We start from the raw sequence: 25,152 nt of genomic DNA, 5'->3' as shown, positions 1-25,152 counted from the left end.
TGTGTCAGATCAAAAAGGATGTCTCTGATGATTAAGTTTAGTGTAACGCTGCTGGCCACGTTGATCGTGGCAAGTGTGAATGCGGCAACGGTCGATCTCCGTATTATGGAAACCACTGATCTTCATAGCAATATGATGGATTTTGATTATTACAAGGACGCCCCGACGGAAAAATTCGGACTGGTCCGCACGGCTACTTTGATTAATGCTGCCCGCAGCGAAGCGACTAATAGCGTGCTGGTGGATAACGGCGACATCATTCAGGGCAGCCCGCTGGGCGATTATGCCGCGGCGAAGGGGTTGAAAAAAGGCGAGATTCACCCGGTCTATAAAGCACTCAATACGCTGGATTACGCGGTGGGCAACCTCGGCAATCACGAGTTTAACTATGGTCTCGACTACCTGCAAAACGCGCTGGCAGGGGCGAAGTTTCCCTACGTTAACGCCAACGTAATGGATGTGAAAACGCAAAAGCCGCTGTTTACGCCGTACCTGATCAAAGAGACGCAGGTGAAAGATCAGCAGGGAGAAAGTCACACGTTGCGCATCGGCTACATCGGTGTGGTGCCGCCGCAGATCATGACCTGGGACAAGGCTAATCTTTCTGGCAAAGTAACGGTCAACGACATCACCGAGACCGTGCGCAAATATGTTCCGGAGATGCGCGAGAAAGGCGCGGATATTGTGGTAGTGATTGCTCACTCCGGTTTGTCAGCGGACCCGTATAAAACGATGGCAGAGAACTCCGTTTACTACCTCAGCGAAGTGCCGGGCGTAGACGCTATTATGTTCGGCCATGCCCACGCGGTGTTCCCGTCAAAAGATTTTGCCAGTATTAAAGGCGCAGATATCAACAAAGGTACGCTTAACGGCATCCCCGCAGTGATGCCGGGCATGTGGGGCGATCATCTGGGCGTAGTGGATCTGGTTGTAAATAATGATGGCGGAAAGTGGCAGGTCACTCAGGCAAAAGCAGAGGCGCGCCCAATTTATGACGCGGCGGCGAAAAAATCGCTGGCCGCAGAAGATGAAAAACTGGTGGACGTGTTAAAAGCTGACCATGATGCCACCCGCGAGTTTGTCAGTAAGCCAATCGGTAAATCTGCCGATAACATGTACAGCTATCTGTCGCTGGTGCAGGACGACCCAACAGTGCAGGTGGTGAATAACGCGCAGAAAGCCTACGTTGAGCATTTTATTCAGGGCGATCCGGATCTGGCGAAGCTGCCGGTGCTCTCCGCCGCCGCACCGTTTAAAGCGGGCGGACGTAAAAACGATCCGGCAAGCTATGTTGAGGTGGAAAAGGGTCAGTTGACCTTCCGTAACGCGGCGGATTTGTATCTCTATCCCAATACGCTGGTGGTGGTTAAAGCCAGCGGCAAGGAAGTGAAGGAATGGCTGGAGTGCTCCGCCGGGCAGTTTAATCAAATCGATCCGCACAGCAGCAAACCGCAGTCGCTGATTAACTGGGATGATTTCCGCACCTACAATTTTGATGTGATTGATGGCGTGAACTATCAGATTGATGTCACCCAGCCCGCACGCTATGACGGCGAATGTCAGAGCATCAACCCGCAGGCGGAACGGATCAAAAATCTGACGTTTAACGGCAAGCCTGTCGATCCCAACGCCACGTTCCTGGTTGCCACCAATAACTATCGCGCTTACGGCGGCAAGTTTGCCGGGACGGGCGATGAACATATCGCGTTTGCGTCACCGGATGAAAACCGTGCAGTGCTGGCGGCGTGGATTGGTGCGGAATCAAAACGGCATGGAGAAATCCATCCGGCGGCAGACAATAACTGGCGTCTGGCACCGATCCACAGCGACACGCCGCTGGATATCCGTTTTGAAACCTCGCCATCGGAGAAAGCGGCGGCGTTTATTAAGGAGAAAGCGCAGTATCCGATGCATCAGGTTACCACCGATGATATCGGTTTTGCGATTTACCAGCTGGATTTGCGTAAATAGGTGTGTGGCTCAGGCGTACATCGCTGCTCCTGAGCCGATAATGCCGGATGGCGGCTGCGCCTTATCCGGCCTACATTAAAACGCCATACGCTATAACAACACGCCATTCTCCCCGTAAGCCCGGTAAGCGCAGCGCCACCGGGAAGGCAGTACAGCGCAGGCCGCGTCATGTGAAATGCCGGATGGCGGCTGCGCCTTATCCGGCCTACAGGAAAACGCCATACGTTAAAACACCACGCCATTCTCCCCGTAGGCCCGGTAAGCGCAGCGCCACCGGGAAGGCAGCACAGCGCGGGCCGCGTCATGTGCAATGCCTGATGGCGGCTGCGCCTTATCCGGCCTACAGGGAAAACGCCATACGTTAAAACGTCACGCCATTCTCCCCGTAGGCCCGGTAAGCGCAGCGCCACCGGGAAGGCAGTACAGCGCGGGCCGCGTCATGTGCAATGTCGGAGGGCGGCTGCGCCTTATCCGGTCTACAGGAAAACGCCATACGCTAAAACACCACGCCATTCTCCTGTAGGCCCGGTAAGCGCAGCGCCACCGGGAAGGCAGTACAGCGCAGGCCGCGTCATGTGCAATGCCGGATGGCGGCTGCGCCTTATCCGGCCTACAGGAAAACGCCATACGTTAAAACACCACGCCATTCTCCCTGTAGGCCCGGTAAGCGCAGCGCCACCGGGCAGAGGCGCTCAAAAACCTCACGCCGATCATGCCGCCCGCGTATCGCGCGTTGCCAGCACCTCCGGCAGGTTCAGCTCGATCCAGTCGGCCAGCGCCGCCACTTTTTCACTCACCTGCTCCCCTAACGGCGTCAGGCTGTATTCCACGTGCGGCGGTACGACCGGGTAAGATACCCGATTCACAAAGCCGTCCATCTCCAGCGCCTGAAGCGACTGCGCCAGCATCTTTTCGCTGACACCACCCATTTTACGGCGCAGATCGCTGAACCGGTGGGTACCGTCGCGCAGCGCCACCAGGATCAGCACGCCCCAGCGGCTGGTGACGTGTTTTAGCACGTCGCGGGACGGGCACTGCTCGGCAAACAAGTTGCCGTTACGCAATTGCTCACTGAGGGTTAAATTTGCCATTTTCACACTTACCTTTTTGTGCGTACTTACTAAAAGTAAGTTTAAATGGTAGCGTGATTGAACTCAAGGCAAACCTGAAGGAAGATCCCATGATTGCAATTACCGGTGCTACTGGCCATCTTGGCCAGCTCGTGATTAACGACCTGTTGAAAACCGTTGCGGCCAATCGGCTTGTGGCAATTGTGCGCAATCCGGCGAAAGCGCAAGCGCTACAACAGCAGGGTATTATTGTTCGCCAGGCGGACTACCGCGATCAGGCGGCATTCACCGCCGCGCTGGAAGGCGTCGAAAAACTGCTGTTGATCTCGTCAAGCGAGGTCGGCCAGCGCGCCACGCAGCATCAGAATGTGATTAACGCCGCCGTCGCGGCTGGCGTCAAATTCATTGCCTACACCAGCCTGCTGCATGCCGATAAATCCCCACTGGGGCTGCATGTTGAACATGTTGTCACCGAAAAGGCGCTGGCGGCCTCCGGCATTCCTTATGCCCTGCTGCGCAACGGCTGGTACAGCGAAAACTACCTGGCCAGCGCCCCGGCTGCACTGGAGCACGGCGTGTTTATCGGCGCGGCGGGTGAAGGCAAAATCGCTGCCGCTACCCGCGCTGACTACGCCGCCGCCGCCGCAAAAGTCATCCGTGAAGAGGGTCATGCCGGTAAGGTGTATGAGCTGGCAGGCGATAACGCCTGGACCCTGAGCCAGCTGTCGGCAGAGCTGAGCAAGCAGAGCGGTAAAAACGTGGTTTATCAGAACCTCAGCGAAGCCGATTTTGCCGCCGCGCTGAAAGGCGTCGGCCTGCCCGCCGCACTGGCAGATATGCTGGCAGATTCAGACACCGGGGCGTCGAAAGGCGGTTTGTTTGATGACAGCCATACGCTGAGCAGGCTGATTGGCCGTCCGACGACCACGCTTGCGGAAAGCGTAAAAGCCATTCTCTGATTGTTATAATCTGGTTAATTTTTGTAGCCACCGCGCGGTCCATCTTCGATAATAAAGGGATGGTCCGCGTGGAGAAACCCTGTGCAAGGCGTCCCCGAACAGTTCAGCGATGAGAGAGACCGCGCCCGCTTTCGCCATCTGGCGCAGGTGCCTGGCGTAGAGCTTTATCACGCCCATATTTCACGCTATGCCTTTGAGCCGCATACCCACGAAGCTTTTGGCATCGGTGCGATTGAAGCCGGAGCGGAACGCTTTCGCTATCGCGGTGCTCAGCACGTTGCGCCGGTTAATTCGGTTGTCACCATGAATCCGGATGAGCTGCATACCGGCGAAGCGGAAACCGCCGACGGCTGGCGCTACCGGATGGTGTATCTCGACCCTGACCTGCTTGAAGAAGTGACCGGCATCCGCCACTGGTGGTTTGATGACGTGACGCGCTTCGACCCGCTACGCTCCCGCCAGATTTGTACGTTGATCCAGAACCTGTGGCAAACCGACGATCCGCTGGCGCAAAAGGGACAGCTCCTGGATCTGATCGACACCTTCCGTCCTTTTGCCCGTCATTCCCCCACTACTCGTGAGGCCGCCCACCGTTTTGAGCGCGCCCGCGAATATCTGCATGATAACTATGCGCGCGCGATCACCCTTGATGAACTGGCGCAGGTGGTGGCGCTCAGTCCGTATCATTTTCAGCGCCAGTTTAAAGCGCATTTTCACGTCACGCCGCACCAGATGCTGATGGCGATCCGCTTATGGCGGGCAAAAAACTTTCTCACTCACGGCATGCCCGCCGCGCAGGTGGCGGCGGCGACCGGTCTTACCGATCAGTCGCATCTTACCCGCGCCTTTACCCACCGCTACGGGATCACGCCGGTACGCTATCAAAAGCAGGTTGCCCGGCGCTGATGCGCAATCTCATACAATATTCCGCGTACTCTGTCGTCTACACTCGCCCATTAATGGAGAAACGGGAGCAATAATGATTAGCGGCGTGCTGTATGCCTTACTGGCAGGACTGATGTGGGGATTGATTTTTGTCGGGCCGCTGATCGTACCCGAGTACCCGGCGGTACTGCAATCGATGGGGCGTTATCTGGCGCTGGGCCTGATTGCACTTCCGCTGGCCTGGCTGGGACGAGGCCGGTTAATGCAGCTTACCCGCCGCGACTGGCTGACCGCCCTGGCGCTGACGATGATGGGCAATCTTATTTATTACGCCTGCCTCGCCAGCGCCATCCAGCGTACCGGTGCGCCGGTTTCAACGATGATTATCGGCACGCTGCCGGTGGTGATCCCGGTCTTTGCTAATCTCCTTTATAGCCAGCGCGACGGAAAACTGGCATGGCGGCGTCTGGCTCCGGCGCTGCTGTTTATTGCCGCGGGGCTTATCTGCGTCAACATTGCCGAACTGCGGCACGGTCTGCCTGATTTCAGCTGGAGCCGTTATGCTTCAGGCATCGGTCTCGCGCTGGTCGCGGTAGTGTGCTGGGCATGGTACGCGCTGCGAAATGCCCGCTGGCTGCGGGAAAATCCGGATAAAAACCCGATGATGTGGGCGACTGCACAGGCGCTGGTGACACTGCCGGTCTCGCTGGCGGGCTACATTGCCGCCTGCCTGTGGCTGAGCGGCGATAATACAGCTTTTGCCCTGCCCTTCGGCCCGCGCCCGGCAGTCTTTATCACCCTGATGGTGGTTATCGCCATCCTTTGCTCCTGGGTGGGTGCGCTATGCTGGAACGTGGCCAGCCAGCGATTACCGACGGTTATTGTCGGCCCGCTGATCGTCTTTGAAACGCTGGCGGGGTTGCTGTATACCTTCCTGCTGCGCCAGAGCCTGCCGCCGTTGCTCACCTTCAGCGGGATCATCCTGCTCGCGCTCGGGGTGGTGCTGGCTGTCCGGGCGAAGCCGGAAAAACCCATCCTCCGGCGTATAAGCGATAAAATAAACTAGCGGGCTACCCCAAAGGGGTATTCCTTATCATTAAAGATGCATTTAAAATGCATCTTATATTTTTGATGATGAGGTAACTGCGATGACCTACCGTGATCAGGCTTTAGGTGAGCTGGCGCTCTCCATCCCCCGCGCTTCCGCGCTGTTTCGTAAATACGATATGGATTACTGCTGCGGCGGAAAACAAACGCTGGCGCGCGCCGCCCTGCGCAAGGAGCTGGACGTCGCGGTTATCGAAGCTGAACTGGCAAAACTGGCCGAGCATCCGATTGAGAAAGACTGGCGCGTCGTCCCGCTGGCGGACATCATCGACCACATTATCGTCCGCTACCATGACAGGCACCGCGAGCAACTTCCTGAATTAATTCTCCAGGCCACCAAAGTCGAACGCGTTCATGCCGACAAACCGAACGTGCCGCGTGGCCTGACCAAATATCTGACCGCCCTGCATGATGAGCTGTCCAGCCATATGATGAAAGAAGAGCAGATCCTGTTTCCGATGATCAAGCAGGGTATGGGCCGCCAGGCCGCAGGTCCCATTAACGTGATGGAAAGCGAGCATGATGACGCGGGAGAACTGGTGGAAGTGATCAAGCACGTAACGCAGAACGTCACGCCGCCGCCGGAAGCCTGCACCACCTGGAAGGCGATGTATAACGGCATTAACGAAATGATCGACGATCTGATGGAGCACATCAGCCTCGAAAACAACGTGCTGTTCCCGCGTGCGCTGGCGGGTGAGTAAAAAAAGGTGCCTGAGAGCACCTCAGACTGTTGAAAAACGTTATACCGTGGAATGATGCCTGGCGGCGCTTCGCTTGCACAGGCCTACGGGTTAAGAATAACGTATTGATATAGCTGGTTTTCCGTAGGCCGGGTAAGGCGAAGCCGCCACCCGGCAAAACGGCTAACACAGTAGCAAAACAGGTTTGTCATCATCATAAGGTACCCGGATGGCACCTTATGATGACTGTAAGATGGCCGCCTGATACGCGGCCTTTTTTCGGCATTATTTACGTAAATTGGCCAGCCGCTTTTTCCCCATCAGCAGCCAACACACGCCCAGTACCACAAACCACAGCGGCGTCACCAGCAGTGCCTCGCGGGTATCGGCCTCCAGCGTCAGCAGTACCAGTACAAAGACAAAGAACGCCATACATACCCAGCACATCAGCTTGCCAAGCGGCATTTTAAACTTCGATTGTTCATGCAGATGCGGACGCTTTTTGCGATAGACCAGATACGAGCACATGATGATGGTCCAGACGAACATAAAGAGGATCGCCGATACCGTCGTCACCAGCGTAAAGGCCGTAATCACATCTGGTTTAACGTAAATCAGCACCACGCCACCCAGCAGGCAGATGCAGGAGAAAGTCAGGCCAGTAGCCGGTACCGCGCGTTTTGACAGCTTGCCGAAGCTTTTCGGTGCTACGCCGTCCTGTGCGAGGCCAAATAACATCCGGCTGGTCGAAAACACGCCGCTGTTTGCCGACGAAGCTGCCGACGTCAGCACCACAAAGTTGATGATGCTCGCCGCCGCAGGCAGTCCCACCAGCACGAACAGTTCCACAAACGGGCTTTTATTCGGCACCACCGAGTTCCACGGTGTGACGGACATAATCACAATCAACGCCAGCACGTAAAACATGATGATACGTAGCGGGATGGAGTTGATCGCGCGCGGCAGGGATTTTTCCGGATCTTTAGTTTCCGCCGCCGTAGTCCCCACCAGTTCAATCCCTACAAAGGCAAAGACCGCAATCTGGAAGCCGGCAAAGAACCCGCTGATCCCTTTCGGGAACCAGCCACCGTTATCCCACAAATGAGTGAAAGACGCTTCAACGCCGGTTGGCGACTGGAAGTGCATCAGCACCATCACCAGCCCGACGATAATCAGTGCCACGATGGCGACGATTTTAATCATCGCGAACCAGAACTCCATCTCGCCGAACATTTTAACGGTGGCGAGGTTCAGCCCCAGCAGCAAGAGAACCACGGCCAGTGAGGCCACCCATTCCGACAGGCCGGGGAACCAGAACTGCGCATAGGCGGTGATCGCCACGACGTCCGCCATGCCGGTCACCACCCAGCAGAACCAGTAGGTCCAGCCGGTAAAATACCCGGCCCATGGGCCGAGCAGGTCCGCCGCAAAATCGCTAAAGGATTTGTATTCGAGATTCGACAGCAGCAATTCGCCCATTGCCCGCATGACGAAGAAAAGCATAAAGCCGATAATCATATACACAAAAATGATCGACGGCCCGGCAAGGCTAATGGTTTTCCCCGAGCCCATAAACAGGCCGGTACCAATCGCGCCGCCAATGGCGATAAGTTGGATATGTCGGTTTGTGAGATTACGCCGCAGAGACTGCTCGCCGGAGGCCTGTTCATCGGCCACGGCTTTTATCTGATCTACCATGTGATTATCTTCCTGTGTACCTGTCTGTGTTGTTCAGGCTCTGATGGCCTTTAGTGCGTCTTAATTCGACGTTCCCGTTACGGGATTCATCGATAGTAGGGAAGAATCGGAGGGATGAATACCTGCAAATGGCGTTAATGTTAAATTTATGTTTAAAGTGAGTGTTATATCACTGAGATAGTGATAAACAGCTCACAAAAATACACTCGCTGAATGTATTTGCAAGATAAAACACCAGTATCTTTCTGATTTAAGCATCTTGCGCTGTTAGACCTCCTCATCAAAGGATGAGGAGGCGAGTCGACCTTACAGGATTTCCAGCAGTTCGACGTCAAATACCAGGGTGCTGAACGGCGGAATGGACGCGCCCGCGCCACGCTCACCGTAGGCCAGGTTCTGCGGAATGGTCAGTTCCCATTTGGAGCCGACTGGCATCAGGGTCAGCGCTTCGATCCAGCCTGGGATCACGCCGTTAACCGGGAACTCAGCCGGTTCGCCGCGCGCCACCGAGCTGTCAAATACGGTGCCGTCGATAAGTTTACCGGTGTAGTGTACGCGCACGCGGTCAGTGCGCGCCGGGATCGCCCCTTCACCCTGAGTGATAACGCGGAACTGGAGACCAGATTCGGTGCTGTTCACGCCATCACGCGCGCCGTTTTCTTCCAGGTACTTCACGCCGTCTGCGGCCATGGCCTGGAAACGCTCGCGACGCACCGCGTCCGCACGTTCATGAATTTCACGCAGCGCACGGTGTACAACATCTACCGGCACAGCAGGATGTTTGCCTTCCAGCGCATCAGCGATACCCGCCACCAGCGCTTCCGGCAGCAACCCTTGCAGACCAGACTCGCTGAGCTGCTGGCCTACCTGCAAACCAATACCGTAGCTTGCCTGCGCTTCGATGGTGTCAAAAGTCGGGGTCGTCATCGTCTTTCCTTTTCATACAATTTAAGTAGCGGGCAGCATAACAGTCACGTCGCATCGGGTAAAACTTTGTCGCAGGAATGATGACAAATCGCCGCGAAACAGAAACAATATGCGAGTAAGAGTTTTCCCATTCTGATGTCGCATAAACCTTCTTTGCTGCGTACATCAGGCAGTTAGCCAACTATACTGATGTAACAGGACAAAAATATGCGGAGCAGGAGGAAAGCCATGCCCGGGCGCGTTGACGTAAAATCTACCCTGGCGAAGGTCTGGCATGCCCCGGATCACTTTCGCCTCATGGACCCGCTCCCGCCGATGCATCGTCGCGGGATTATTATTGCCGCCGTGCTGGTCGTCATCGGCTTCCTGCTTCCGTCCGGCGATGACACGCCAGACCAGCCTGTGGTGCGGGACGCGCAGCTGGATATCCAGCCGCCGCCCCAGCAGCAGCCACCGATGCAAACTCAGCTTGTGACGCCCTCAAACGATCCAGGCGCGGTGGCCCCCGTTGAGCCTGAACCGGTGCAGGAGCAGCCGGACGATCAGGCTCAGGTGCAGTCACCACCGCCAGAACAGCAACCGACGCCGGGCATTGACCAGCAATGGCGTTCTTACCGCGTGGAATCCGGTAAAACGCTGGCGCAGGTATTCCGCGACCATAATCTCCCGGCGACAGACGTTTACGCGATGGCGAAGGTAGAGGGTGCAGGCAAGCCGTTAAGCACGCTGCAATCGGGCCAGATGGTGAAGATCCGCCAGAACGCCAGCGGCGTGGTGACAGGTCTGACGATTGATATGGGGAACGGGCAGCAGGCGCTGTTCACGCGTCAGCCGGACGGCAATTTTATTCGCGCGCAATAGACGCTATTACTCGGCCGCTGCACCGAGGAAAATATTGCTAACCTTACCGTTGGTGAAGCTGAAAATCATGCCGCCATAAATGCTGCCTGCGATAAAGGTCTCGTCAGAGGACATGGGGCTACGTTCACGACCGTACGCGGCCATAACATCGGCCATCTGGCTACCGATACCGATATGTCGCTGCGTGTGGAATTGACTCTTTTCTCCCATCGACATCCGTTGAATCGTTTGTCTTCCTTGCGCCGTTTTTGATCCCATCGCCAGCGTAATGCCGCAGCCTGGCGAGGTCCAGTCCACCATAAAGAGTCCGGTTGCGGTTTCCTCAACCTGCTCGCCGTACTGAAACGCGCAGGTGGACGCTTTTTTGACTTGTTCTGCGCTCATATCCAGGCGGAAAGGCCCCAGTTGTTCATTTTGCATCAGAGCATCTCCCCACTCAGCGAGTTGAGCGTCTGAAGCTGCCATGTCCTGCGCCGTTGCCGCGAACGTAAGACTAACAAGTGCGATAGCAATCCATTTTTTCATCTTTGATATTCCTTATCCCATTAAAAAGCAAAACGCCGACCCAGGGTCGGCGTTTTTACACGTGTGTCAGAATAAAAACTTATTCTGCAACCACGTTTACGATCAGCTTAGCAAACACTTCGCTGTGAACCTGGAAGTTCACTTCGTGCTCGCCAGTGGTACGCAGAACGCCGTTCGGCAGACGAACTTCGCTCTTAGCCACGTCAACGCCAGCTGCAGTTACAGCGTCAGCGATGTCGCGAGTACCGATGGAACCGAACAGTTTACCTTCGTCGCCAGATTTGGACGCGATGGTAACGGTTTCCAGGGCGTTGATTTTCTCAGCGCGTGCATTGGCAGCAGCCAGAACGTCAGCCAGTTTGGCTTCCAGTTCAGCGCGACGGCCTTCGAAAAACTCAACGTTTTTCTTGGTAGCAGGAACAGCTTTACCCTGTGGTACCAGGAAGTTACGAGCATAGCCCGCTTTAACGTTAACCTGATCACCCAGGCTACCCAGGTTTGCTACTTTATCAAGCAGAATAACTTGCATTACCTTATCCTCTCAAAGTCGTATTAATGGACCGTGACCGATTACTGATGACGATCAGTGTACGGCAGCAGGGACAGGTAGCGAGCGCGTTTGATAGCGCGTGCCAGCTGACGCTGATATTTTGCACGGGTACCGGTGATACGGCTCGGGACAATCTTACCGCTTTCGGTGATGTAGTTTTTCAGCGTAGCGATATCTTTATAGTCGATCTCTTGAACGCCTTCCGCGGTGAAACGGCAGAACTTGCGACGACGGAAATAACGTGCCATATGGCTAGTCTCCAGAATCTATCAATTCAATCTGCTCGGCATGCAAAACCATTTTGCTCAGGCCGTTCTTTGCCTTGTGGCAAGAGATGAACCCCTGAACGGTTATGCGGCTGCCGACCGTTATACTGTGAGTAATGGCCTGGTTGTCGTGTCCGCTAACAATAACGGGCATCTGGCACCATGCCTGCCGGTGAAAGCCGGCTTCCTCCTGCACAGAACGATGCTCAAGCACGAACTGGCAATGAGGAATTCCTGATGGGCTGACCTTGCGAAGGGGCGTCCTGCACACGGTGCCGGAGAGCGCCAGACGGTTGGTCATCAGAAATTACTCTTCAGAATCCCCAGCATCTGCATCATCTGCGGTTTCGTTTGCGAAGTCATCGCGACGCTCGCGGCGCTCGTCTTTCGCTTTAACCATCGGAGATGCTTCGGTAACCGCGTTTTTAGTACGCATTACCATGCTACGGATAACGGCATCGTTGAAGCGGAAGTTTGTTTCCAGCTCATCGATCACTTCCTGCGGCGCTTCAACGTTCAGCAGAACGTAGTGTGCTTTGTGCAGTTTGTTGATCGGGTAAGCCAGCTGACGGCGGCCCCAGTCTTCCAGACGGTGGATCGTGCCTTCTGCTGCAGTGATTGCACCAGTGTAGCGCTCGATCATGCCCGGAACCTGTTCGCTCTGGTCAGGATGGACCATAAAAACGATTTCGTAATGACGCATCGAATTGCTCCTTACGGATTATTCAGCCTCCTGTCTGGGTCAGCCGAGGCCCATGGAGGCAAGGAACGTGTTAAAGGTCGGCTGAAAAATGACGCGTCATAATACTGATGTCACCCAGGAAATACAAGCGAATTGCATAAAAGTTCGCGCCCGCTCCTTAACAGCCATTCGGCAACCGAGCAGTAACGTTTTAAACTTCAGGCACGGAGAAAAAGTAATGGCCAGCAGCAGTAAAACCCTGCGCGGGGCCTGATTTATACAGCGCATCATTTTTCTGGCGGTTCATCATTACGATAAAATTCTTCACGCCTTACCAGCAAAAACCGACGTTGTACTTCCGTCTTACGTGCCAGTTGATACTGTTCGATAAAGTGCTGCCCGGCCGCGACATCACCAGAGGCAAACCAGGTTCGCCACTCGCGCCACGTCAAGGGGATCACATCTCCACAGCCTTCACAGACCAGAAATCGTTTACAGATAAAAGGGATGGTTTTGATGCCAAAAAAGGTTACCCACTCTTTTTCATAGGCCAGTGCCCAGGATTTAATCCGTGAGCACTGGAAACACCAGGCCGAAAGAAGAACACAATGGATATAACGCTCTTTTAACCAGCCAAAAATAATAATCATTCTGCTGTATTCTTCCTTGATGAGATCGTCAGGGAATTATACTCCAGAGCTCATTACGCAATAATTGAAGAATGCTCCGGAATCGGACCAGTAACATCCCGAAGGGAATATACATTCCGGAGCAGGGTATTCACTTCTGCCCGTAATAGGCATTCGGACCGTGCTTACGCATAAAATGCTTATTCATCAGATAGCTGTCGATGGGGTTGAGCTGCGGATTAATCCCCCGCGCAATCCACGCCATCTTCGCCACCTCTTCCAGCACCACCGCATTGTGTACCGCGTCGTGCGCATCTTTACCCCAGGCAAACGGTCCGTGCTGATAGACCACAATGCCTGGCGTATGCAAGGGCTCAACGTCGCCTAACGTTTCGATGATCACCTTCCCGGTATTCAGCTCATATTCACCCTGCACTTCTTGCTCGCTTAACGCCCGCGTGCAGGGAATGTCACCAAAGAAGTAGTCCGCGTGGGTGGTACCCAGTGCCGGGACAGCAAGCCCGGCCTGCGCCCATGCCGTTGCGTGGGTGGAGTGAGTATGCACAATGCCACCGAGTGACGGGTAGCGGCGGTAAAGTTCCAGATGGGTGGCGGTATCAGAGGAAGGTCGATAGCGCCCCTCAACGACGTTTCCGGTGAGATCCACCGTCACCATATCGTCCGCTGTCATGGTCTCGTAAGCCACGCCGCTGGGTTTAATTACCACCAGCCCGCGTTCACGGTCGATAGCACTGACGTTGCCCCAGGTAAAGGTGACCAGCCCGTAACGCGGCAAGTCCATATTAGCTTCAAATACCTGCTGTTTTAGCCTTTGCATTATGCCGCCTCCACCAGTCCTGCGCTTGCCATCCGCGCTTTTACCCAGTCGCGCGCTTTTGCCACTTCGCGTAGCGGATCGTCAGCGGTTTCGCTCCACATTTCAATCAGCCAGGGTCCGCAATAGCCCGTTTCTTTGAGCGTCTTAAAGCAGCGTTCAAAATTGACAACACCTTCGCCAAACGGCACGTTTTTGAATACGCCAGGCTTCGTGTCTTTAACATGCACCGCCACGATATGCCCCTTTCCGGCCTGCAACTCCATCTGCACGTCGTTGTCCCACGCCGACAGGTTGCCGATATCCGGGTAGAGCTGGAACCATGGGTTGTTAAGATAGTGCGCGTAACCCAGCGCCTTGCTGATGGAATTCATCAGCGGGTAATCCATGATTTCCATCGCCAGCGTCACCTGCGCGCGGCTCGCCATCTCAACGCTCTCTTTCAGCCCGTCGCGGAAGCGACGCCGTGTTTCGTGACTGGCCTGCTGATAGTAGACGTCGTAACCCGCAAGCTGGATCACGCGAATGCCGACATCCTGGGCAAAGCGGATAGCTTTACGCATAATCTCCAGCCCCTGCGTGCGCACCGCGTCATCTTCGCTGCCAAGCGGGAAACGACGGTGGGCGCTCAGGCACATCGACGGCACGCGCACGCCGGTTTCCGCAATGGCGTTAACCAGCGCCAGCCGCTGCTCACGCGTCCAGTCAAGGCGGGCAAGGCGCTCGTCGGTTTCATCAATGGACATCTCAACAAAATCAAATTCCAGCGCTTTCGCAAGATTCAGGCGTTCCAGCCAGCACTCCCCGGCGGGGAGCGCTTTTTCATAGATGCCAAGCGGGATCTGTTTCGACAGCATAGCCGCTCCTTATCCCCACAACTGGGCGATGGAACGTTTGAACTGGCGCGCCGCGTCTACCGGGTCGGCAGCATCGCGAATGCTGCGGCCGGCAATAAAGACGTGGATGGGAATCCCCTTGAACAGCGGCAAATCTTCCAGCGCCAGCCCGCCGGTAACGGTGACTTTGAAGCCCATCTCAGAGAGACGTTTAATGGCGGAAATATCCGCGTCACCCCACGCTACACCTGCGGCCTGCGCGTCACGGCTGCGGTGATACACCACCTGCCCAATGCCTGCGTCGCGCCATTCCTGCGCCTGCTCCCAGGTCCAGTAGCCGGTCAGTTCGATTTGGACGTCGCCGTTAAATTCTTTCGCCACGTCGAGTGCACCTTTGGCGGTGTTGATATCTGCGCAGCAAATCACGGTGATCCAGTCGGCATTGGCTTCAAAACACATCCGGGAGAGGATTTTGCCGGCGTCGGCAATTTTGGCATCCGCCAGCACAATTTTATGCGGATACAGCGCCTTCAGGTCGCGAACGGCACGCACGCCTTCCGCAACGCAAAGAATGGTGCCGACTTCAATAATATCCACCTCTTCCGCAATCAGGCGGGTGGTTTCGTAGGCGGAAGACATGCTCTGGTTATCCAGTGCGACCTGCAACATCGGTAGTGACATTTCAATTCCCTCTTAAGCGGATGCCGCATTAGTGCGGTCAATTAAATCAAGAACCTCCTGCGCGGTGCGGCAGGCACGTAAACGGTCAAAGTTGGCTTCGTCGTCAAACAGGTTAACGATTTGCATAATGCCCACTTCCTGGTGGGTGTTGGCATCCACCGCCGCCATGGTGATCAGGATATCGACCGGGTCGTTGTCTTCATGGTTAAACTCCAGCGGCGTTTTCAGCGTTACCAGCGCAAAACCGGTTTTTTTGACACCTTCTTCCGGCCTGCCGTGCGGCATCGCCAGCCCCGGCGCAATGACGAAGTACGGGCCGTGCTGCGCCACGCCGTCAAGAATGGCCTGGTAATAACGCGGCTCAACCACGTCTGCTTTGACCAGCAAATCCACGCCCAGCTTTACCGCTTCCTGCCAGTTGCTGGCCTCGGCCTGAAGAAGAATGGAGTTATTTTCAGCCAGCGAATCTCGTAGTTTCATAAAGCGTCCTTACTTCACGTCCTGCGGGAAATGTTCTTTGATCACTTCCAGCAGTTTCGGGCCGAAATCCGCAGGCGAGAGCATATTGCGCACGCCGACCACATATTTATTTCCCGTGACGCTGATTTCACCGGCGATATGCGTGGAAGCAATAATGATATCCGCGCTATTTAACTCGCTTTTATATTCGCCAACGGCACAGCTATTAACGGTATGGTCAATGTTCGATTGGGTCAGGAATTGATCCACCTTCATTTTCATGATCATGGAACTACCTTGTCCGTTACCACATACGGCCAGAATACGTACGGTCATAATCAAACTCCTTATTGAGCAGAGGTTTCTGCCAGTTGTTTTTCTGCATCTTCTTCCGTACGCAGCGCGCGTCCGGCGAAGACCATATAAGCGAGGGCAATAACGATAATGACGGCCATAAACACGATGCCAATGGAGGCGAAGCCCTGCATCATCGGTGGTGCCAGAATCGACCAGTCTGCCATGCCCATCCAGGCGCTCATGCTGGTGAGTTTTACTGCCCACACGCAGCCGAAGATTTCAATCATCCCCATCACCAGACAAATCTTGAGCGCAGCGCGCCAGCCACCGAAGTGATTAGCGAAGACGCCGATCGTGGCGTTCGAGAAGAACATCGGGATAAAGCCAGGAATAATCAGGATGGAGGAGCCACAACCCACCAGGATGCCTACGGCGATCAACTGGCCGATAGTGCCCCACATAAAGCCCCACACCACCGCGTTGGGCGCGAAGCTATAGATAGCCGCACAGTCAATGGCCAGTACCGCGCCGGGGATCAGGCGCTGGGAGATGCCGTTGAACGCTTCAGAAAGTTCAGCGACAAACATACGCACGCCCTGGGTGATGATGAAAATCGCCACCGCGAACGAAAAGCCGGTTTGCAGGATATAGATAGACCAGTGGGTTTTACCCGCCATTGCCTGTAACACATCCAGCCCGAAGGAGAGCAGGATTGCCCCGAAAAAGACGGTCATAACAATCGCGGTAGAAACGATGTTGTCGTGGAAAATATTCAGCCAGCCTGGCAGTTCGAGGTCTTCAACGCTTTCTTCTTTTTTACCGAGGAAAGGAGCGACTTTATAGGCAATCCACGACGCAAACTGTTGCTGGTGTCCGATAGAGAAACCGCAGCCGTCGGTGACATCCTGCGTCGGCTTATACATCATGTTCGACGTAATGCCCCAGTACAGCGACACCAGCACGGCGGTACAGATAATGGTGGTCCACATCGAATAACCGGCAATATAGAAGAACACCGCAATCAGCCCGGCCTGCTGAAACATGATGTGTCCGGTCAGCATGATGGTACGAATGCCGGTAATCCGGCGCAGTAACACGTAACAAATGTTCAGCGCCAGCGCCAGCAGCACCGCGTATCCCACCCAGCTATAAGCATCGCCCATGCGCTCAATGGTCGCCATCATTGATGCGTAGGTATCTGAAATTGCACCGTTAATGCCGTAAACCTCAGACATTTTTGCCACTACCGGCTTAAAGGTGCTGGTCAGAATGCCAGACCCTGCCTGCAACAGCATAAAACCGATAATGGTCTTGATGGTGCCTTTGATAATCACGCTGACGCTTTTACGCAGCAGGATGTAACCCAGGCAAGTGACAATCCCCAATAGCAAAGGCGCATTGGTCATCACCTGATTAAAGAAGACGGTAAAGATGTTGTAGAGGATCTCCATAACGCTCTCCAGAAGTGCGGGCGCAACGCGTCGCCAACGTAATGCATAGTGTGCCGCCACTCTAACAATCAAAAGTAATCACAAAAAGATTGTGTTTGATTATTTGTGACACATCCCGCACTTTATTTCCTTTCTGTTTGTAATGACTCTGCATGATTTTATTTATTCCCATTTAATTCAAATAATTAAAAGAAAATAAAAAAGTAAAATAGAGATGAAACAATCTCTTAACAAGAAGAGGGCGTCGCTAAAACAGACTAAAAAGTGAAATTTTTGCATTGCAATGGTGATTCCACAATGTCAGTATTAATCAAAATAAATCATCTAATGATTCATTATGAAAACAGGAGCGGCAAAATGAGTAAAGTAACCACCATTACCCGTGAATCATGGGTCCTCAGTACTTTCCCGGAATGGGGCAGCTGGCTGAATGAAGAAATCGAACAAGAGCAGGTCGCACCGGGGACATTTGCCATGTGGTGGCTGGGTTGTACGGGTATCTGGCTTAAATCGGAAGGCAGTGCCAATATCTGCGTGGACTTCTGGTGCGGCACCGGCAAGCAGAGTCACGGTAATCCGTTGATGAAAAAAGGCCATCAGATGCAGCGGATGGCAGGGGTACAGAAGCTCCAGCCGAATCTGCGCACCACGCCGTTTGTGCTCGATCCTTTCGCTATTCGTCAGATCGACGCCGTACTTTCTACCCACGATCATAACGATCACATTGACGTTAACGTGGCGGCTGCCGTGATGCAAAACTGTGCCGACGACGTGCCGTTCATCGGGCCGCAAACCTGCGTGGATCTGTGGATCGGCTGGGGCGTGCCGAAAGAGCGTTGTATCGTCGTCAAGCCCGGCGATGTAGTGAAAATCAAAGATATTGAAATTCATGCGCTGGATGCCTTCGACCGCACGGCGTTAATCACCCTGCCTGCCGATCAAAGCGCCGCTGGCGTACTGCCAGACGGCATGGATCAGCGCGCGGTGAACTACCTGTTCAAAACGCCGGGCGGCTCGCTATACCACAGCGGCGATTCTCACTATTCCAACTATTACGCAAAGCACGGCAACGAACACCAACTCGACGTTGCGCTCGGCTCTTACGGCGAGAACCCGCGCGGCATCACCGACAAAATGACCAGCGTGGATATGCTGCGCATGGCGGAAGCGCTGAATGCGAAAGTAGTCATCCCGTTCCATCACGATATCTGGTCAAACTTCCAGGCCGATCCGCAGGAGCTACGCGTGCTGTGGGAAATGAAAAAAGATCGTCTGAAATACGGCTTCAAACCGTTTATCTGGCAGGTGGGCGGCAAATTTACCTGGCCACTGGATAAAGACAATTTTGAGTATCACTATCCGCGCGGCTTCGATGACTGCTTCACTATTGAACCCGATCTACCGTTTACATCTTTCCTGTAAAGGTTCCCGTAAAGACGCTGTCGGGCGCAGCGTCTTTGCAAGCCTGCGTCTCAACTTATGCTTAGCAATTTCAGGCTATTTCAAATATCATCTTTAACCATCATTTTTAATCGGAATAGTTCATGACGGAAGCGCAAAGGCATCAAATTTTACTGGATCTGTTAGCGCAATCAGGCTTCGTGACCGTAGAACAGGTAATGGCCCGGCTGGGGATTTCTCCAGCTACCGCGCGACGAGATATCAACAAGCTCGACGAGAGTGGCAAGTTAAAAAAAGTTCGTAACGGCGCGGAAGCTATCAGCCAGCAACGTCCACGCTGGTCGCCCCGCAATATTCATCAGGCACAAAATCATGATGAAAAAGTGCGTATTGCCAGAGCGGCAGCACAGCTGGTGAACCCTGGCGAGAGCGTGGTAATTAACTGTGGTTCAACGGCGTTTCTGCTCGGCCACGAAATGTGTGGCAAACCCGTACAGATCATCACTAACTATTTGCCGCTGGCGAACTATCTGATCGACCAGGAGCATGAGAGCGTGATTATCATGGGCGGGCAATACAATAAAAGCCACTCGATTACGCTCAGCCCGCAGGACAACGAAAACAGCCTGTATGCCGGCCACTGGATGTTTACCAGCGGCAAGGGCCTCACTGCCGACGGTCTGTATAAAACAGATATGCTAACCGCCATGGCAGAACAAAAAATGCTCAACGTGGTGGGTAAGCTGGTGGTGGTGGTGGACAGTAGTAAAGTCGGCGAACGCGCGGGCATGCTGTTTAGCCAGGCCGCGCAAATTGACCAGGTGATCACCGGCAAAAATGCCGACGCCGAAATCCTGAAAAAACTTGAAGCTCAGGGCGTTAAGGTAACCCGCGTTTAAAGATGCTGATTAAAGAACGCCACCGTCGCGGAAAGCGCTTCAGGCGTAATACGGTGACGCACGCCAGCCTGCCACTGACAGGTCAGATGTTGATCCAGCCCGGCACTGCTCAGTGCTTGCTGTAAACGCAGCGTTTCCACGGCCGGGACAACGTCATCCTCCTCGCCGTGCCAGAGTAATAAAGGCCGGTTGGCAAGCGCAGGCAGTTGCTGCGTCACATCCCAGCGGGCCAGCGCGGGCTGCTCTTCCTGCGCAGGAAAAAGCGTGCGTGAGAGTTGCATGAAGTAACCGGACCCCATCAGGCAGGCAACGCACGTAATTTCAGGATGTTGCGTCATCAGCCCCAGCGCGGTCATTCCGCCCATGGAGGCACCTGCGACCGCCAGTCGCTGCCCGTCCACCCAGCCTTGAGCGACAATAGCATCGCGTAGTGCACTGAATTCATGGAAATTTTCCTGAAGAATCTGCCAGAAATGCTGCATACGGCCCTGTTCATCGCCTTGATAACGCGCCCCGTGCTCGCGGGCATCCGGCATCACGACCCGAAACCCGGCTTGCGCCAGCGCGACGGCAAAATAGCTATACACCAGCTTTGACGAAGTGAACCCATGATAAAACACAATACAAGGCAAAGGCTGGTTGCCTTTTCCTGAAGGAAAAGCATGCAATATTTCGATATTTGCCAGCGTGCGCACATCCAGTTCTATCATTTATTCACTCCTCTTTTATTCTGATATGCCACGTTGCCTGCGGGTAAGCAAGGTATAAAAACGCAGGGCGCTGCCAGAAATGATGAGAAGTGGCTTACGTTTTTCAACTATTTTCATTCGAAAATAACGGCAGAGGTAACAAATTGGGAACATTCCCCTAAATCAAGGCCGTTTTCCCACTACACTAGCTCTATCAGGAGACGAGTTATGAAACTTTTACGCCGTATTGCTCCGTTGATACTGACAATGCTGTTGAGCGGATGTAGTGTGCTGGAGGGGACACCGAAAGCGCCACCGCCACTCACCACGCCTCCTCAGGAGATCCAGCGAAATCAAACGCTGGGATTGCAGCGCACCGGAACAGTCAGCGCCATGATCTATGGCTCGCCAATGGATGTTGAGGCGGCAATAAAAGCGAAAGCGGCCGCCGCCAAAGCAGATTACTACGTGATTGTGATGATTGATGACACCGTCTTTCCAGGACAGTGGTACTCGCAGGCGATCCTTTATCGTAAGTAAGGATTTTATTAACCTTTACATTGCTTTGCGTCCATTCACGTTTTCCTGTGCACAATGTCAGTACATGTGAATTTGAGGATAAGTACCCGTGACGGAGCGCCTCGCTAAACGTTGGGTTTTTGTGAAAAGGAGCGAAGAATGAACCGAACTTTTGCTTTGCCCTCATTAAAATTTGCTGGCGCATCGGCTCAATCGGCTGAATTTGCCAGCGCGGATTGCGTTACCGGGCTCAACGAAATTGGTTTGATTTCGGTGAATAATATTGCCGGCAACCCGCAGGATGTAGAACGTGTGGTGGCGCGTAAAGCGGACGAGCAGGGCGCATCATGGTATCGCATCATCCAGATGTATGAAGAGCAAAACCCGGATAACTGGCGCGTGCAGGCGATCCTTTACGCCTGAGCGAGGATAGAGTATAAAAGCAAAAATATTGATACGGATATGATGCGTTATGAACCGCTATGGACGCGGGCTGGCTCTGTTATTGCTTTTTATAGTCTGCGGCTTACTGATTAAAACGGCCTTTTATGAAGGCTGGCTGCGTCTTAATTATCCTTCCCGTACACAGTGGCCCGTTCAGGGTATTGATATTTCCCATCATCAGAAAATCATTAACTGGGCGCTTGTCGATCCCAAAGCAGTCCGGTTTGTATTTATTAAAGCCACTCAGGGCAGTACCTTTCGCGATCCCGCTTTTCAACAGAACTGGCAAAACGCCCGCGCCAGGGGGCTGGTAACCGGCGCATATCATTTTTTCTCGCTTTGCAAATCGGGTAAAGAACAGGCACAAAACTTTATTGCGACGGTTCCCGTGGCCGCAAATGCGCTGCCGCCGACGATCGACCTCGAATATGGCGCAAACTGCGCGCCGCAGAGCCGGGAGCAGGTCATTGCCGCATTGCGGGAAATGACGACTATGCTGGAGCAGGTTTACCAGCAAAAGGTTATTCTCTACGCCACACGTGACTTTTATGATGACTATTTGCAGCAGGATTTCCTGACGCATCCTCTGTGGATACGCGATATCTGGCGACAGCCATCACTGCCCTACCACCGGCAGTGGACGTTCTGGCAGTACGCAAACCGCGGACATATTCCAGGCATTGATACCGCGGTCGATCTGAACGTATTTCAGGGTAATTCATCACAGTTTGACGCCCTGCTGCATCCTTAAATCGTGCCGCCCGTGGCCCGCAGCAGTAGATCGTTCTGTAACGCTTCACTTAGCAGCACGCCGCCGCGGGTATCCAGCATCATCTGATACCATGCCTGCGCTATCGGCGGCGAGGCATGTTGCAGAAGCTGTGCCCCTGTAGCCAACAGGCAGAGTTGCTGAGTAATATCTCGTCCCTGCGCTTCCTGAGGGCGGCGTAAACGCTGCTGAAGCTGCCGCCAGGCGCGATCAAAATGCCGGTCCTGCCCTTTTACTGCTGCATATTCCTGTTCCAGAATCGCCTGCACGCCCGCCTGTTTTGCCAGCACGCGCAAAACGTCGAGGCACATGATATTACCGGACCCTTCCCAGATGCTGTTGACCGGCATCTCACGGTACAGGCGCGGTAATTCACTCTCTTCGCAGTAACCAGTGCCGCCCAGCACTTCCATCGCTTCTGCCACAAAAGGGATGCCTGCTTTACACAGCGTAAACTTGGCCGCCGGGGTAAACAGCCGCGCCCACAACGCTTCTTCTGCGCTGTGACGATGATCCCAGGCACGCGCCAGACGAAACATGAATGCAGTCTGGCCTTCCAGTTGAAGCGCCATCCGGCTCAGCACCTGGCGCATGATCGGCTGGTCCACCAGCCGTTTACCAAAGACCTGCCGCTGATAAGCGTGATACAGCGCCACCGACAATGCCCGACGCATCATTGCATGGCTTGCCAGCGCGCAGTCAAAGCGTGTCAGGCCACCCATTTTGAGGATCTGCCGCACGCCCTCGCCTTCCTCACCAATCAGCCAGCCTGCGGCATCAAAAAATTCCGCTTCGCTACTGGCGTTAGAACGGTTGCCAAGTTTGTCTTTCAGGCGCTCAAGACGGATCGCGTTACGCTGCCCATCAGGCAGAAAACGTGGGACAAAAAAGCATGATAGCCCCCCTTTCGCCTGCGCCAGCACCAGATGCGCATCACTTTGTGGCACTGAGAAAAACCATTTGTGCCCGACCAGCCGCCAGGAGCCGTCATTGAGCGGCTCGGCCCGCGTGGTGTTACTCAGCACATCGGAGCCGCCCTGTTTTTCGGTCATTCCCATGCCGATAAGCAGCCCACGTTTCTCGCTGCCCGGCAGCACATGTGGGTCGTAGCGGTCGCTAAGCAGCGGTGACAGCCACTGCGTAAACAATGCTGGCAACGATTGCTGGAGTAGCGGCGTGGCGGCGAACGTCATGGTAACAGGGCATAGTGTTCCCGCTTCGACCTGTGCATGGAGCATAAACCGTGCCGAACGGGCAACAAACGATCCGCTACGCGCCTCTGCCTGCCACGGCAGATTATGCGTCCGATTGGCGCACAGCCCTTGCATCAGGATGTGCCACGCCGGATGAAAACGCACATCGTCCAGCCGCGCGCCGGTCTGATCGTAGCGCAACAGCTCCGGCGGGTTGTGATTCGCCAGCCGTCCCAGCTCCAGTGATTCCGCCGTACCTAATTGTTGACCGAGACTGGCAAGCAGATCGCTGTCCCATCCTGCGCCTTCCCGTACTATCGCTTCGCGGAGCGCCGTATCGGAGAGGAACAGGTTGCTGTTATTAAGGGGAAGCGGTTGATTAAAAACGGTATGCGTTTGCCAGGGCATGACGTCCTCCTCCTTCAGGCATGATGGAGATAAGTATGGACAGCGAAGGAGGACGTGCATGGGAGAAAGGTCACAAAAACGAGGTCAACACGCTGACCGCTGCGTCACGATACCGGGCGGCGGCTTCGCCTTGCCCGGCCTACGAAAGGCATAATATCAGCGGGTTACATCGTACTGTAGGCCCGGTAAGCGCAGCGCCGCCGGGCAGGTTACGTGCCGGATAATGCCGGGCGGCGGCTTCGCCTTGCCCGGCCTACAAAGGGCATAATATCAGCGGGTTACATCGTACTGTAGGCCTGGTAAGCGCAGCGCCACCGGGCAGGTTACGTGCCGGATAATGCCGGGCGGCGGCTTCGCCTTGCCCGGCCTGTGAAAGCCACAATATCAGCAGGTTACATCGTGCTGTAGGCCCGGTAAGCGCAGCGCCACCGGGCAGGTTACGTACCGGATAATGCCGGGCGGCGGCTTCGCCTTGCCCGGCCTACGAAGGCCATAATATCAGCGGGTTACATCGTGCTGTAGGCCCGGTAAGCGCAGCGCCACCGGGCAGGTTACGTACCGGATAATGCCGGGCGGCGACTTCACGTTGCGCGGCCTACAAAGGGCATAATATCAGCGGGTTACATCGTACTGTAGGCCTGGTAAGCGCAGCGCCACCGGGCAGGCTATTCCCTGCGGTCAGCTGCGCTGGCGCACCGCTTCGAACAGGCAAATCCCGGTTGCCACCGACACGTTAAGCGACGACACGCTTCCCGCCATGGGAATGCTAATCAACTCATCGCAATGCTCACGGGTCAGGCGACGCATACCTTCGCCTTCTGCGCCCATCACCAGCGCCAGCGGCCCGGTCATTTTGCTCTGGTATAGCGTATGATCCGCTTCGCCCGCGGTACCGACTATCCAGATATTCTCTTCCTGAAGCAGACGCATGGTACGCGCCAGGTTGGTCACGCGGATCAGCGGCACGTTTTCCGCCGCCCCGCAGGCCACTTTTTTCGCCGTCGCGTTAAGCTGGGCCGAGCGATCGCGCGGAACAATCACAGCATGAACGCCTGCCGCATCGGCGCTGCGCAGGCAGGCACCGAGATTATGCGGATCGGTAACGCCGTCGAGGATCAAAAAGAAAGGCTGATCGAGCGAGGCGATCAGATCCGGTAGATCGTTTTCCTGATACTGGCGACCCGGCTTGACGCGCGCGATGATCCCCTGATGCACCGCCCCTTCGCTTTTCTCATCCAGATACTGACGGTTCGCCAGCTGGATCACCACGCCCTGGGCTTCCAGCGCGTGAATAAGCGGCAGCAGACGTTTATCTTCACGTCCTTTCAGGATAAAAACCTCCTGAAAACGCTCCGGTGCGCGCTCCAGCAGTGCCTGCACCGCGTGGATGCCGTAGATCATTTCACTCATCAAAGGTACTCATTTTAGGCGGGTTGCGCCGGGTTATCGGGTGATTAC

At 54.8% G+C, this 25,152-nt stretch carries 30 protein-coding genes; 12 read left to right on the top strand and 18 right to left on the bottom strand.

The genetic code is table 11. From position 1 onward, the window contains the following. Positions 1–27: 27 nt before the first annotated feature. A complete protein-coding gene (locus CHU32_RS24165) occupies positions 28–1,971 on the top strand; it encodes a bifunctional 2',3'-cyclic-nucleotide 2'-phosphodiesterase/3'-nucleotidase (RefSeq protein WP_103678556.1) in 1,944 nt (647 codons plus the stop codon). Between the two features lie 710 nt (positions 1,972–2,681). On the opposite strand, the gene CHU32_RS24155 is transcribed toward CHU32_RS24165, so the two are convergent. Further along, positions 2,682–3,062, bottom strand: coding sequence for a winged helix-turn-helix transcriptional regulator (locus CHU32_RS24155; RefSeq protein ID WP_103678554.1), 381 nt, complete (start codon positions 3,060–3,062; stop codon positions 2,682–2,684). Positions 3,063–3,151: 89 nt separating this feature from the next. Between CHU32_RS24155 and CHU32_RS24150 the strand changes: the two genes are divergently transcribed. The 4 genes from CHU32_RS24150 to ytfE all read left to right on the top strand — a co-directional run bounded on the left by CHU32_RS24150 (position 3,152) and on the right by ytfE (position 6,696). Continuing rightward, positions 3,152–4,000 (top strand): SDR family oxidoreductase, encoded by an 849-nt coding sequence (locus CHU32_RS24150; RefSeq protein WP_103678553.1) that lies wholly within the window; start codon positions 3,152–3,154, stop codon positions 3,998–4,000. A gap of 81 nt (positions 4,001–4,081) precedes the next feature. Further along, positions 4,082–4,906 (top strand): AraC family transcriptional regulator, encoded by an 825-nt coding sequence (locus tag CHU32_RS24145; RefSeq protein ID WP_103678552.1) that lies wholly within the window; start codon positions 4,082–4,084, stop codon positions 4,904–4,906. Positions 4,907–4,979: 73 nt separating this feature from the next. Beyond that, on the top strand, positions 4,980–5,951 hold the full coding sequence (locus tag CHU32_RS24140) for a DMT family transporter (RefSeq protein ID WP_103678551.1): 972 nt from the start codon (positions 4,980–4,982) through the stop codon (positions 5,949–5,951). 82 nt (positions 5,952–6,033) lie between these two features. Beyond that, positions 6,034–6,696 (top strand): iron-sulfur cluster repair protein YtfE, encoded by a 663-nt coding sequence (ytfE, locus tag CHU32_RS24135; RefSeq protein WP_103678550.1) that lies wholly within the window; start codon positions 6,034–6,036, stop codon positions 6,694–6,696. Between the two features lie 264 nt (positions 6,697–6,960). Here ytfE and cycA read toward each other — a convergent pair whose 3' ends face one another. Together cycA and bamJ are read right to left on the bottom strand one after the other, a co-directional pair. Continuing rightward, entirely contained in the window at positions 6,961–8,373 is a 1,413-nt protein-coding gene (gene cycA / locus CHU32_RS24130; RefSeq protein ID WP_103678549.1) for a D-serine/D-alanine/glycine transporter, read from the bottom strand. A 306-nt stretch (positions 8,374–8,679) separates the two neighbouring features. After that, on the bottom strand, positions 8,680–9,300 hold the full coding sequence (bamJ, locus tag CHU32_RS24125; protein WP_103678548.1) for a BamJ family beta-barrel-assembly machinery protein: 621 nt from the start codon (positions 9,298–9,300) through the stop codon (positions 8,680–8,682). Between the two features lie 228 nt (positions 9,301–9,528). On the opposite strand from bamJ, the gene CHU32_RS24120 reads away from it, so the two are divergent. Further along, positions 9,529–10,161 (top strand): OapA family protein, encoded by a 633-nt coding sequence (locus CHU32_RS24120; protein ID WP_103678547.1) that lies wholly within the window; start codon positions 9,529–9,531, stop codon positions 10,159–10,161. A 6-nt stretch (positions 10,162–10,167) separates the two neighbouring features. Here the strand turns inward: CHU32_RS24120 and CHU32_RS24115 are convergent, their stop codons facing one another. The 12 genes from CHU32_RS24115 to ulaA form a co-directional block, all read right to left on the bottom strand. Then, entirely contained in the window at positions 10,168–10,686 is a 519-nt protein-coding gene (locus tag CHU32_RS24115; protein ID WP_103678546.1) for a hypothetical protein, read from the bottom strand. Positions 10,687–10,765: 79 nt separating this feature from the next. Next, a complete protein-coding gene (rplI, locus tag CHU32_RS24110) occupies positions 10,766–11,215 on the bottom strand; it encodes a 50S ribosomal protein L9 (protein WP_103678545.1) in 450 nt (149 codons plus the stop codon). A 41-nt stretch (positions 11,216–11,256) separates the two neighbouring features. Next, on the bottom strand, positions 11,257–11,484 hold the full coding sequence (rpsR, locus tag CHU32_RS24105; RefSeq protein WP_000135199.1) for a 30S ribosomal protein S18: 228 nt from the start codon (positions 11,482–11,484) through the stop codon (positions 11,257–11,259). Between the two features lie 4 nt (positions 11,485–11,488). Beyond that, the gene (gene priB, locus CHU32_RS24100) at positions 11,489–11,803 is read right to left on the bottom strand and encodes a primosomal replication protein N (RefSeq protein WP_103678544.1); all 315 of its coding nucleotides are present in this window, start codon (positions 11,801–11,803) and stop codon (positions 11,489–11,491) included. A gap of 6 nt (positions 11,804–11,809) precedes the next feature. Then, a complete protein-coding gene (gene rpsF / locus CHU32_RS24095) occupies positions 11,810–12,205 on the bottom strand; it encodes a 30S ribosomal protein S6 (protein WP_049838973.1) in 396 nt (131 codons plus the stop codon). Between the two features lie 266 nt (positions 12,206–12,471). Then, positions 12,472–12,834, bottom strand: a complete 363-nt coding sequence (locus tag CHU32_RS24090) for a hypothetical protein (RefSeq protein WP_103678543.1) — start codon at positions 12,832–12,834, stop codon at positions 12,472–12,474. Between the two features lie 130 nt (positions 12,835–12,964). Next, entirely contained in the window at positions 12,965–13,651 is a 687-nt protein-coding gene (locus CHU32_RS24085; RefSeq protein ID WP_103678542.1) for an L-ribulose-5-phosphate 4-epimerase, read from the bottom strand. Then, positions 13,651–14,505, bottom strand: a complete 855-nt coding sequence (locus tag CHU32_RS24080; protein WP_103678541.1) for an L-ribulose-5-phosphate 3-epimerase — start codon at positions 14,503–14,505, stop codon at positions 13,651–13,653. Before CHU32_RS24080 ends, CHU32_RS24085 begins: the two co-directional genes overlap by 1 nt. Before the next feature lie 9 nt (positions 14,506–14,514). Further along, a complete protein-coding gene (gene ulaD / locus CHU32_RS24075) occupies positions 14,515–15,165 on the bottom strand; it encodes a 3-keto-L-gulonate-6-phosphate decarboxylase UlaD (RefSeq protein WP_103678540.1) in 651 nt (216 codons plus the stop codon). Between the two features lie 12 nt (positions 15,166–15,177). Continuing rightward, complete coding sequence (gene ulaC, locus CHU32_RS24070; protein WP_103678539.1) at positions 15,178–15,645, bottom strand: PTS ascorbate transporter subunit IIA; 468 nt, start codon at positions 15,643–15,645, stop codon at positions 15,178–15,180. Positions 15,646–15,654: 9 nt separating this feature from the next. After that, positions 15,655–15,960 (bottom strand): PTS ascorbate transporter subunit IIB, encoded by a 306-nt coding sequence (ulaB, locus tag CHU32_RS24065; RefSeq protein WP_103678538.1) that lies wholly within the window; start codon positions 15,958–15,960, stop codon positions 15,655–15,657. Between the two features lie 11 nt (positions 15,961–15,971). Beyond that, positions 15,972–17,372, bottom strand: a complete 1,401-nt coding sequence (gene ulaA, locus CHU32_RS24060) for a PTS ascorbate-specific subunit IIBC (RefSeq protein ID WP_103678537.1) — start codon at positions 17,370–17,372, stop codon at positions 15,972–15,974. Between the two features lie 357 nt (positions 17,373–17,729). On the opposite strand from ulaA, the gene ulaG reads away from it, so the two are divergent. Both ulaG and ulaR read left to right on the top strand, forming a co-directional pair. Beyond that, the gene (gene ulaG, locus CHU32_RS24055; protein ID WP_103750942.1) at positions 17,730–18,794 is read left to right on the top strand and encodes an L-ascorbate 6-phosphate lactonase; all 1,065 of its coding nucleotides are present in this window, start codon (positions 17,730–17,732) and stop codon (positions 18,792–18,794) included. A 122-nt stretch (positions 18,795–18,916) separates the two neighbouring features. Continuing rightward, complete coding sequence (ulaR, locus tag CHU32_RS24050) at positions 18,917–19,672, top strand: HTH-type transcriptional regulator UlaR (RefSeq protein ID WP_103678535.1); 756 nt, start codon at positions 18,917–18,919, stop codon at positions 19,670–19,672. Here ulaR and yjfP read toward each other — a convergent pair. Beyond that, complete coding sequence (yjfP, locus tag CHU32_RS24045; RefSeq protein WP_103678534.1) at positions 19,669–20,382, bottom strand: esterase; 714 nt, start codon at positions 20,380–20,382, stop codon at positions 19,669–19,671. The genes ulaR and yjfP overlap by 4 nt on opposite strands. A gap of 207 nt (positions 20,383–20,589) precedes the next feature. Between yjfP and bsmA the strand changes: the two genes are divergently transcribed. The 3 genes from bsmA (at position 20,590) to CHU32_RS24030 (ending at position 22,075) form a co-directional block, all read left to right on the top strand. After that, positions 20,590–20,901 (top strand): biofilm peroxide resistance protein BsmA, encoded by a 312-nt coding sequence (gene bsmA / locus CHU32_RS24040; RefSeq protein ID WP_103678533.1) that lies wholly within the window; start codon positions 20,590–20,592, stop codon positions 20,899–20,901. A 138-nt stretch (positions 20,902–21,039) separates the two neighbouring features. After that, positions 21,040–21,303 (top strand): DUF1471 family protease activator YjfN, encoded by a 264-nt coding sequence (yjfN, locus tag CHU32_RS24035; protein WP_103678532.1) that lies wholly within the window; start codon positions 21,040–21,042, stop codon positions 21,301–21,303. A gap of 49 nt (positions 21,304–21,352) precedes the next feature. Beyond that, entirely contained in the window at positions 21,353–22,075 is a 723-nt protein-coding gene (locus CHU32_RS24030) for a glycoside hydrolase family 25 protein (protein WP_218113799.1), read from the top strand. Here the strand turns inward: CHU32_RS24030 and CHU32_RS24025 are convergent. Continuing rightward, the gene (locus tag CHU32_RS24025) at positions 22,072–23,694 is read right to left on the bottom strand and encodes an isovaleryl-CoA dehydrogenase (protein ID WP_103678531.1); all 1,623 of its coding nucleotides are present in this window, start codon (positions 23,692–23,694) and stop codon (positions 22,072–22,074) included. The genes CHU32_RS24030 and CHU32_RS24025 overlap by 4 nt on opposite strands. A gap of 35 nt (positions 23,695–23,729) precedes the next feature. On the opposite strand from CHU32_RS24025, the gene CHU32_RS24020 reads away from it, so the two are divergent. After that, the gene (locus CHU32_RS24020) at positions 23,730–23,918 is read left to right on the top strand and encodes a hypothetical protein (protein ID WP_103678530.1); all 189 of its coding nucleotides are present in this window, start codon (positions 23,730–23,732) and stop codon (positions 23,916–23,918) included. 454 nt (positions 23,919–24,372) lie between these two features. Here CHU32_RS24020 and rlmB read toward each other — a convergent pair whose 3' ends face one another. Beyond that, positions 24,373–25,104, bottom strand: a complete 732-nt coding sequence (gene rlmB, locus CHU32_RS24015; protein ID WP_103678529.1) for a 23S rRNA (guanosine(2251)-2'-O)-methyltransferase RlmB — start codon at positions 25,102–25,104, stop codon at positions 24,373–24,375. Positions 25,105–25,152: the final 48 nt, after the last annotated feature.

It is taken from the genome of Superficieibacter electus (assembly GCF_002915575.1).
Taxonomy (GTDB): domain Bacteria; phylum Pseudomonadota; class Gammaproteobacteria; order Enterobacterales; family Enterobacteriaceae; genus Superficieibacter; species Superficieibacter electus.
This window is presented reverse-complemented; position numbering and strand designations above follow the sequence as displayed.

Bases quoted from the DNA above. Each gene is read 5' to 3' on its own strand.
- CHU32_RS24165 (WP_103678556.1), top strand. From the start codon at position 28: ATGATTAAGTTTAGTGTAACGCTGCTGGCCACGTTGATCGTGGCAAGT.
- CHU32_RS24155 (WP_103678554.1), bottom strand. From the start codon at position 3,062: ATGGCAAATTTAACCCTCAGTGAGCAATTGCGTAACGGCAACTTGTTT.
- CHU32_RS24150 (WP_103678553.1), top strand. From the start codon at position 3,152: ATGATTGCAATTACCGGTGCTACTGGCCATCTTGGCCAGCTCGTGATT.
- CHU32_RS24140 (WP_103678551.1), top strand. From the start codon at position 4,980: ATGATTAGCGGCGTGCTGTATGCCTTACTGGCAGGACTGATGTGGGGA.
- ytfE (WP_103678550.1), top strand. From the start codon at position 6,034: ATGACCTACCGTGATCAGGCTTTAGGTGAGCTGGCGCTCTCCATCCCC.
- cycA (WP_103678549.1), bottom strand. From the start codon at position 8,373: ATGGTAGATCAGATAAAAGCCGTGGCCGATGAACAGGCCTCCGGCGAG.
- bamJ (WP_103678548.1), bottom strand. From the start codon at position 9,300: ATGACGACCCCGACTTTTGACACCATCGAAGCGCAGGCAAGCTACGGT.
- CHU32_RS24120 (WP_103678547.1), top strand. From the start codon at position 9,529: ATGCCCGGGCGCGTTGACGTAAAATCTACCCTGGCGAAGGTCTGGCAT.
- CHU32_RS24115 (WP_103678546.1), bottom strand. From the start codon at position 10,686: ATGAAAAAATGGATTGCTATCGCACTTGTTAGTCTTACGTTCGCGGCA.
- rplI (WP_103678545.1), bottom strand. From the start codon at position 11,215: ATGCAAGTTATTCTGCTTGATAAAGTAGCAAACCTGGGTAGCCTGGGT.
- rpsR (WP_000135199.1), bottom strand. From the start codon at position 11,484: ATGGCACGTTATTTCCGTCGTCGCAAGTTCTGCCGTTTCACCGCGGAA.
- priB (WP_103678544.1), bottom strand. From the start codon at position 11,803: ATGACCAACCGTCTGGCGCTCTCCGGCACCGTGTGCAGGACGCCCCTT.
- rpsF (WP_049838973.1), bottom strand. From the start codon at position 12,205: ATGCGTCATTACGAAATCGTTTTTATGGTCCATCCTGACCAGAGCGAA.
- CHU32_RS24090 (WP_103678543.1), bottom strand. From the start codon at position 12,834: ATGATTATTATTTTTGGCTGGTTAAAAGAGCGTTATATCCATTGTGTT.
- CHU32_RS24085 (WP_103678542.1), bottom strand. From the start codon at position 13,651: ATGCAAAGGCTAAAACAGCAGGTATTTGAAGCTAATATGGACTTGCCG.
- CHU32_RS24080 (WP_103678541.1), bottom strand. From the start codon at position 14,505: ATGCTGTCGAAACAGATCCCGCTTGGCATCTATGAAAAAGCGCTCCCC.
- ulaD (WP_103678540.1), bottom strand. From the start codon at position 15,165: ATGTCACTACCGATGTTGCAGGTCGCACTGGATAACCAGAGCATGTCT.
- ulaC (WP_103678539.1), bottom strand. From the start codon at position 15,645: ATGAAACTACGAGATTCGCTGGCTGAAAATAACTCCATTCTTCTTCAG.
- ulaB (WP_103678538.1), bottom strand. From the start codon at position 15,960: ATGACCGTACGTATTCTGGCCGTATGTGGTAACGGACAAGGTAGTTCC.
- ulaA (WP_103678537.1), bottom strand. From the start codon at position 17,372: ATGGAGATCCTCTACAACATCTTTACCGTCTTCTTTAATCAGGTGATG.
- ulaG (WP_103750942.1), top strand. From the start codon at position 17,730: ATGAGTAAAGTAACCACCATTACCCGTGAATCATGGGTCCTCAGTACT.
- ulaR (WP_103678535.1), top strand. From the start codon at position 18,917: ATGACGGAAGCGCAAAGGCATCAAATTTTACTGGATCTGTTAGCGCAA.
- yjfP (WP_103678534.1), bottom strand. From the start codon at position 20,382: ATGATAGAACTGGATGTGCGCACGCTGGCAAATATCGAAATATTGCAT.
- bsmA (WP_103678533.1), top strand. From the start codon at position 20,590: ATGAAACTTTTACGCCGTATTGCTCCGTTGATACTGACAATGCTGTTG.
- yjfN (WP_103678532.1), top strand. From the start codon at position 21,040: ATGAACCGAACTTTTGCTTTGCCCTCATTAAAATTTGCTGGCGCATCG.
- CHU32_RS24030 (WP_218113799.1), top strand. From the start codon at position 21,353: ATGAACCGCTATGGACGCGGGCTGGCTCTGTTATTGCTTTTTATAGTC.
- CHU32_RS24025 (WP_103678531.1), bottom strand. From the start codon at position 23,694: ATGCCCTGGCAAACGCATACCGTTTTTAATCAACCGCTTCCCCTTAAT.
- CHU32_RS24020 (WP_103678530.1), top strand. From the start codon at position 23,730: ATGGACAGCGAAGGAGGACGTGCATGGGAGAAAGGTCACAAAAACGAG.
- rlmB (WP_103678529.1), bottom strand. From the start codon at position 25,104: ATGAGTGAAATGATCTACGGCATCCACGCGGTGCAGGCACTGCTGGAG.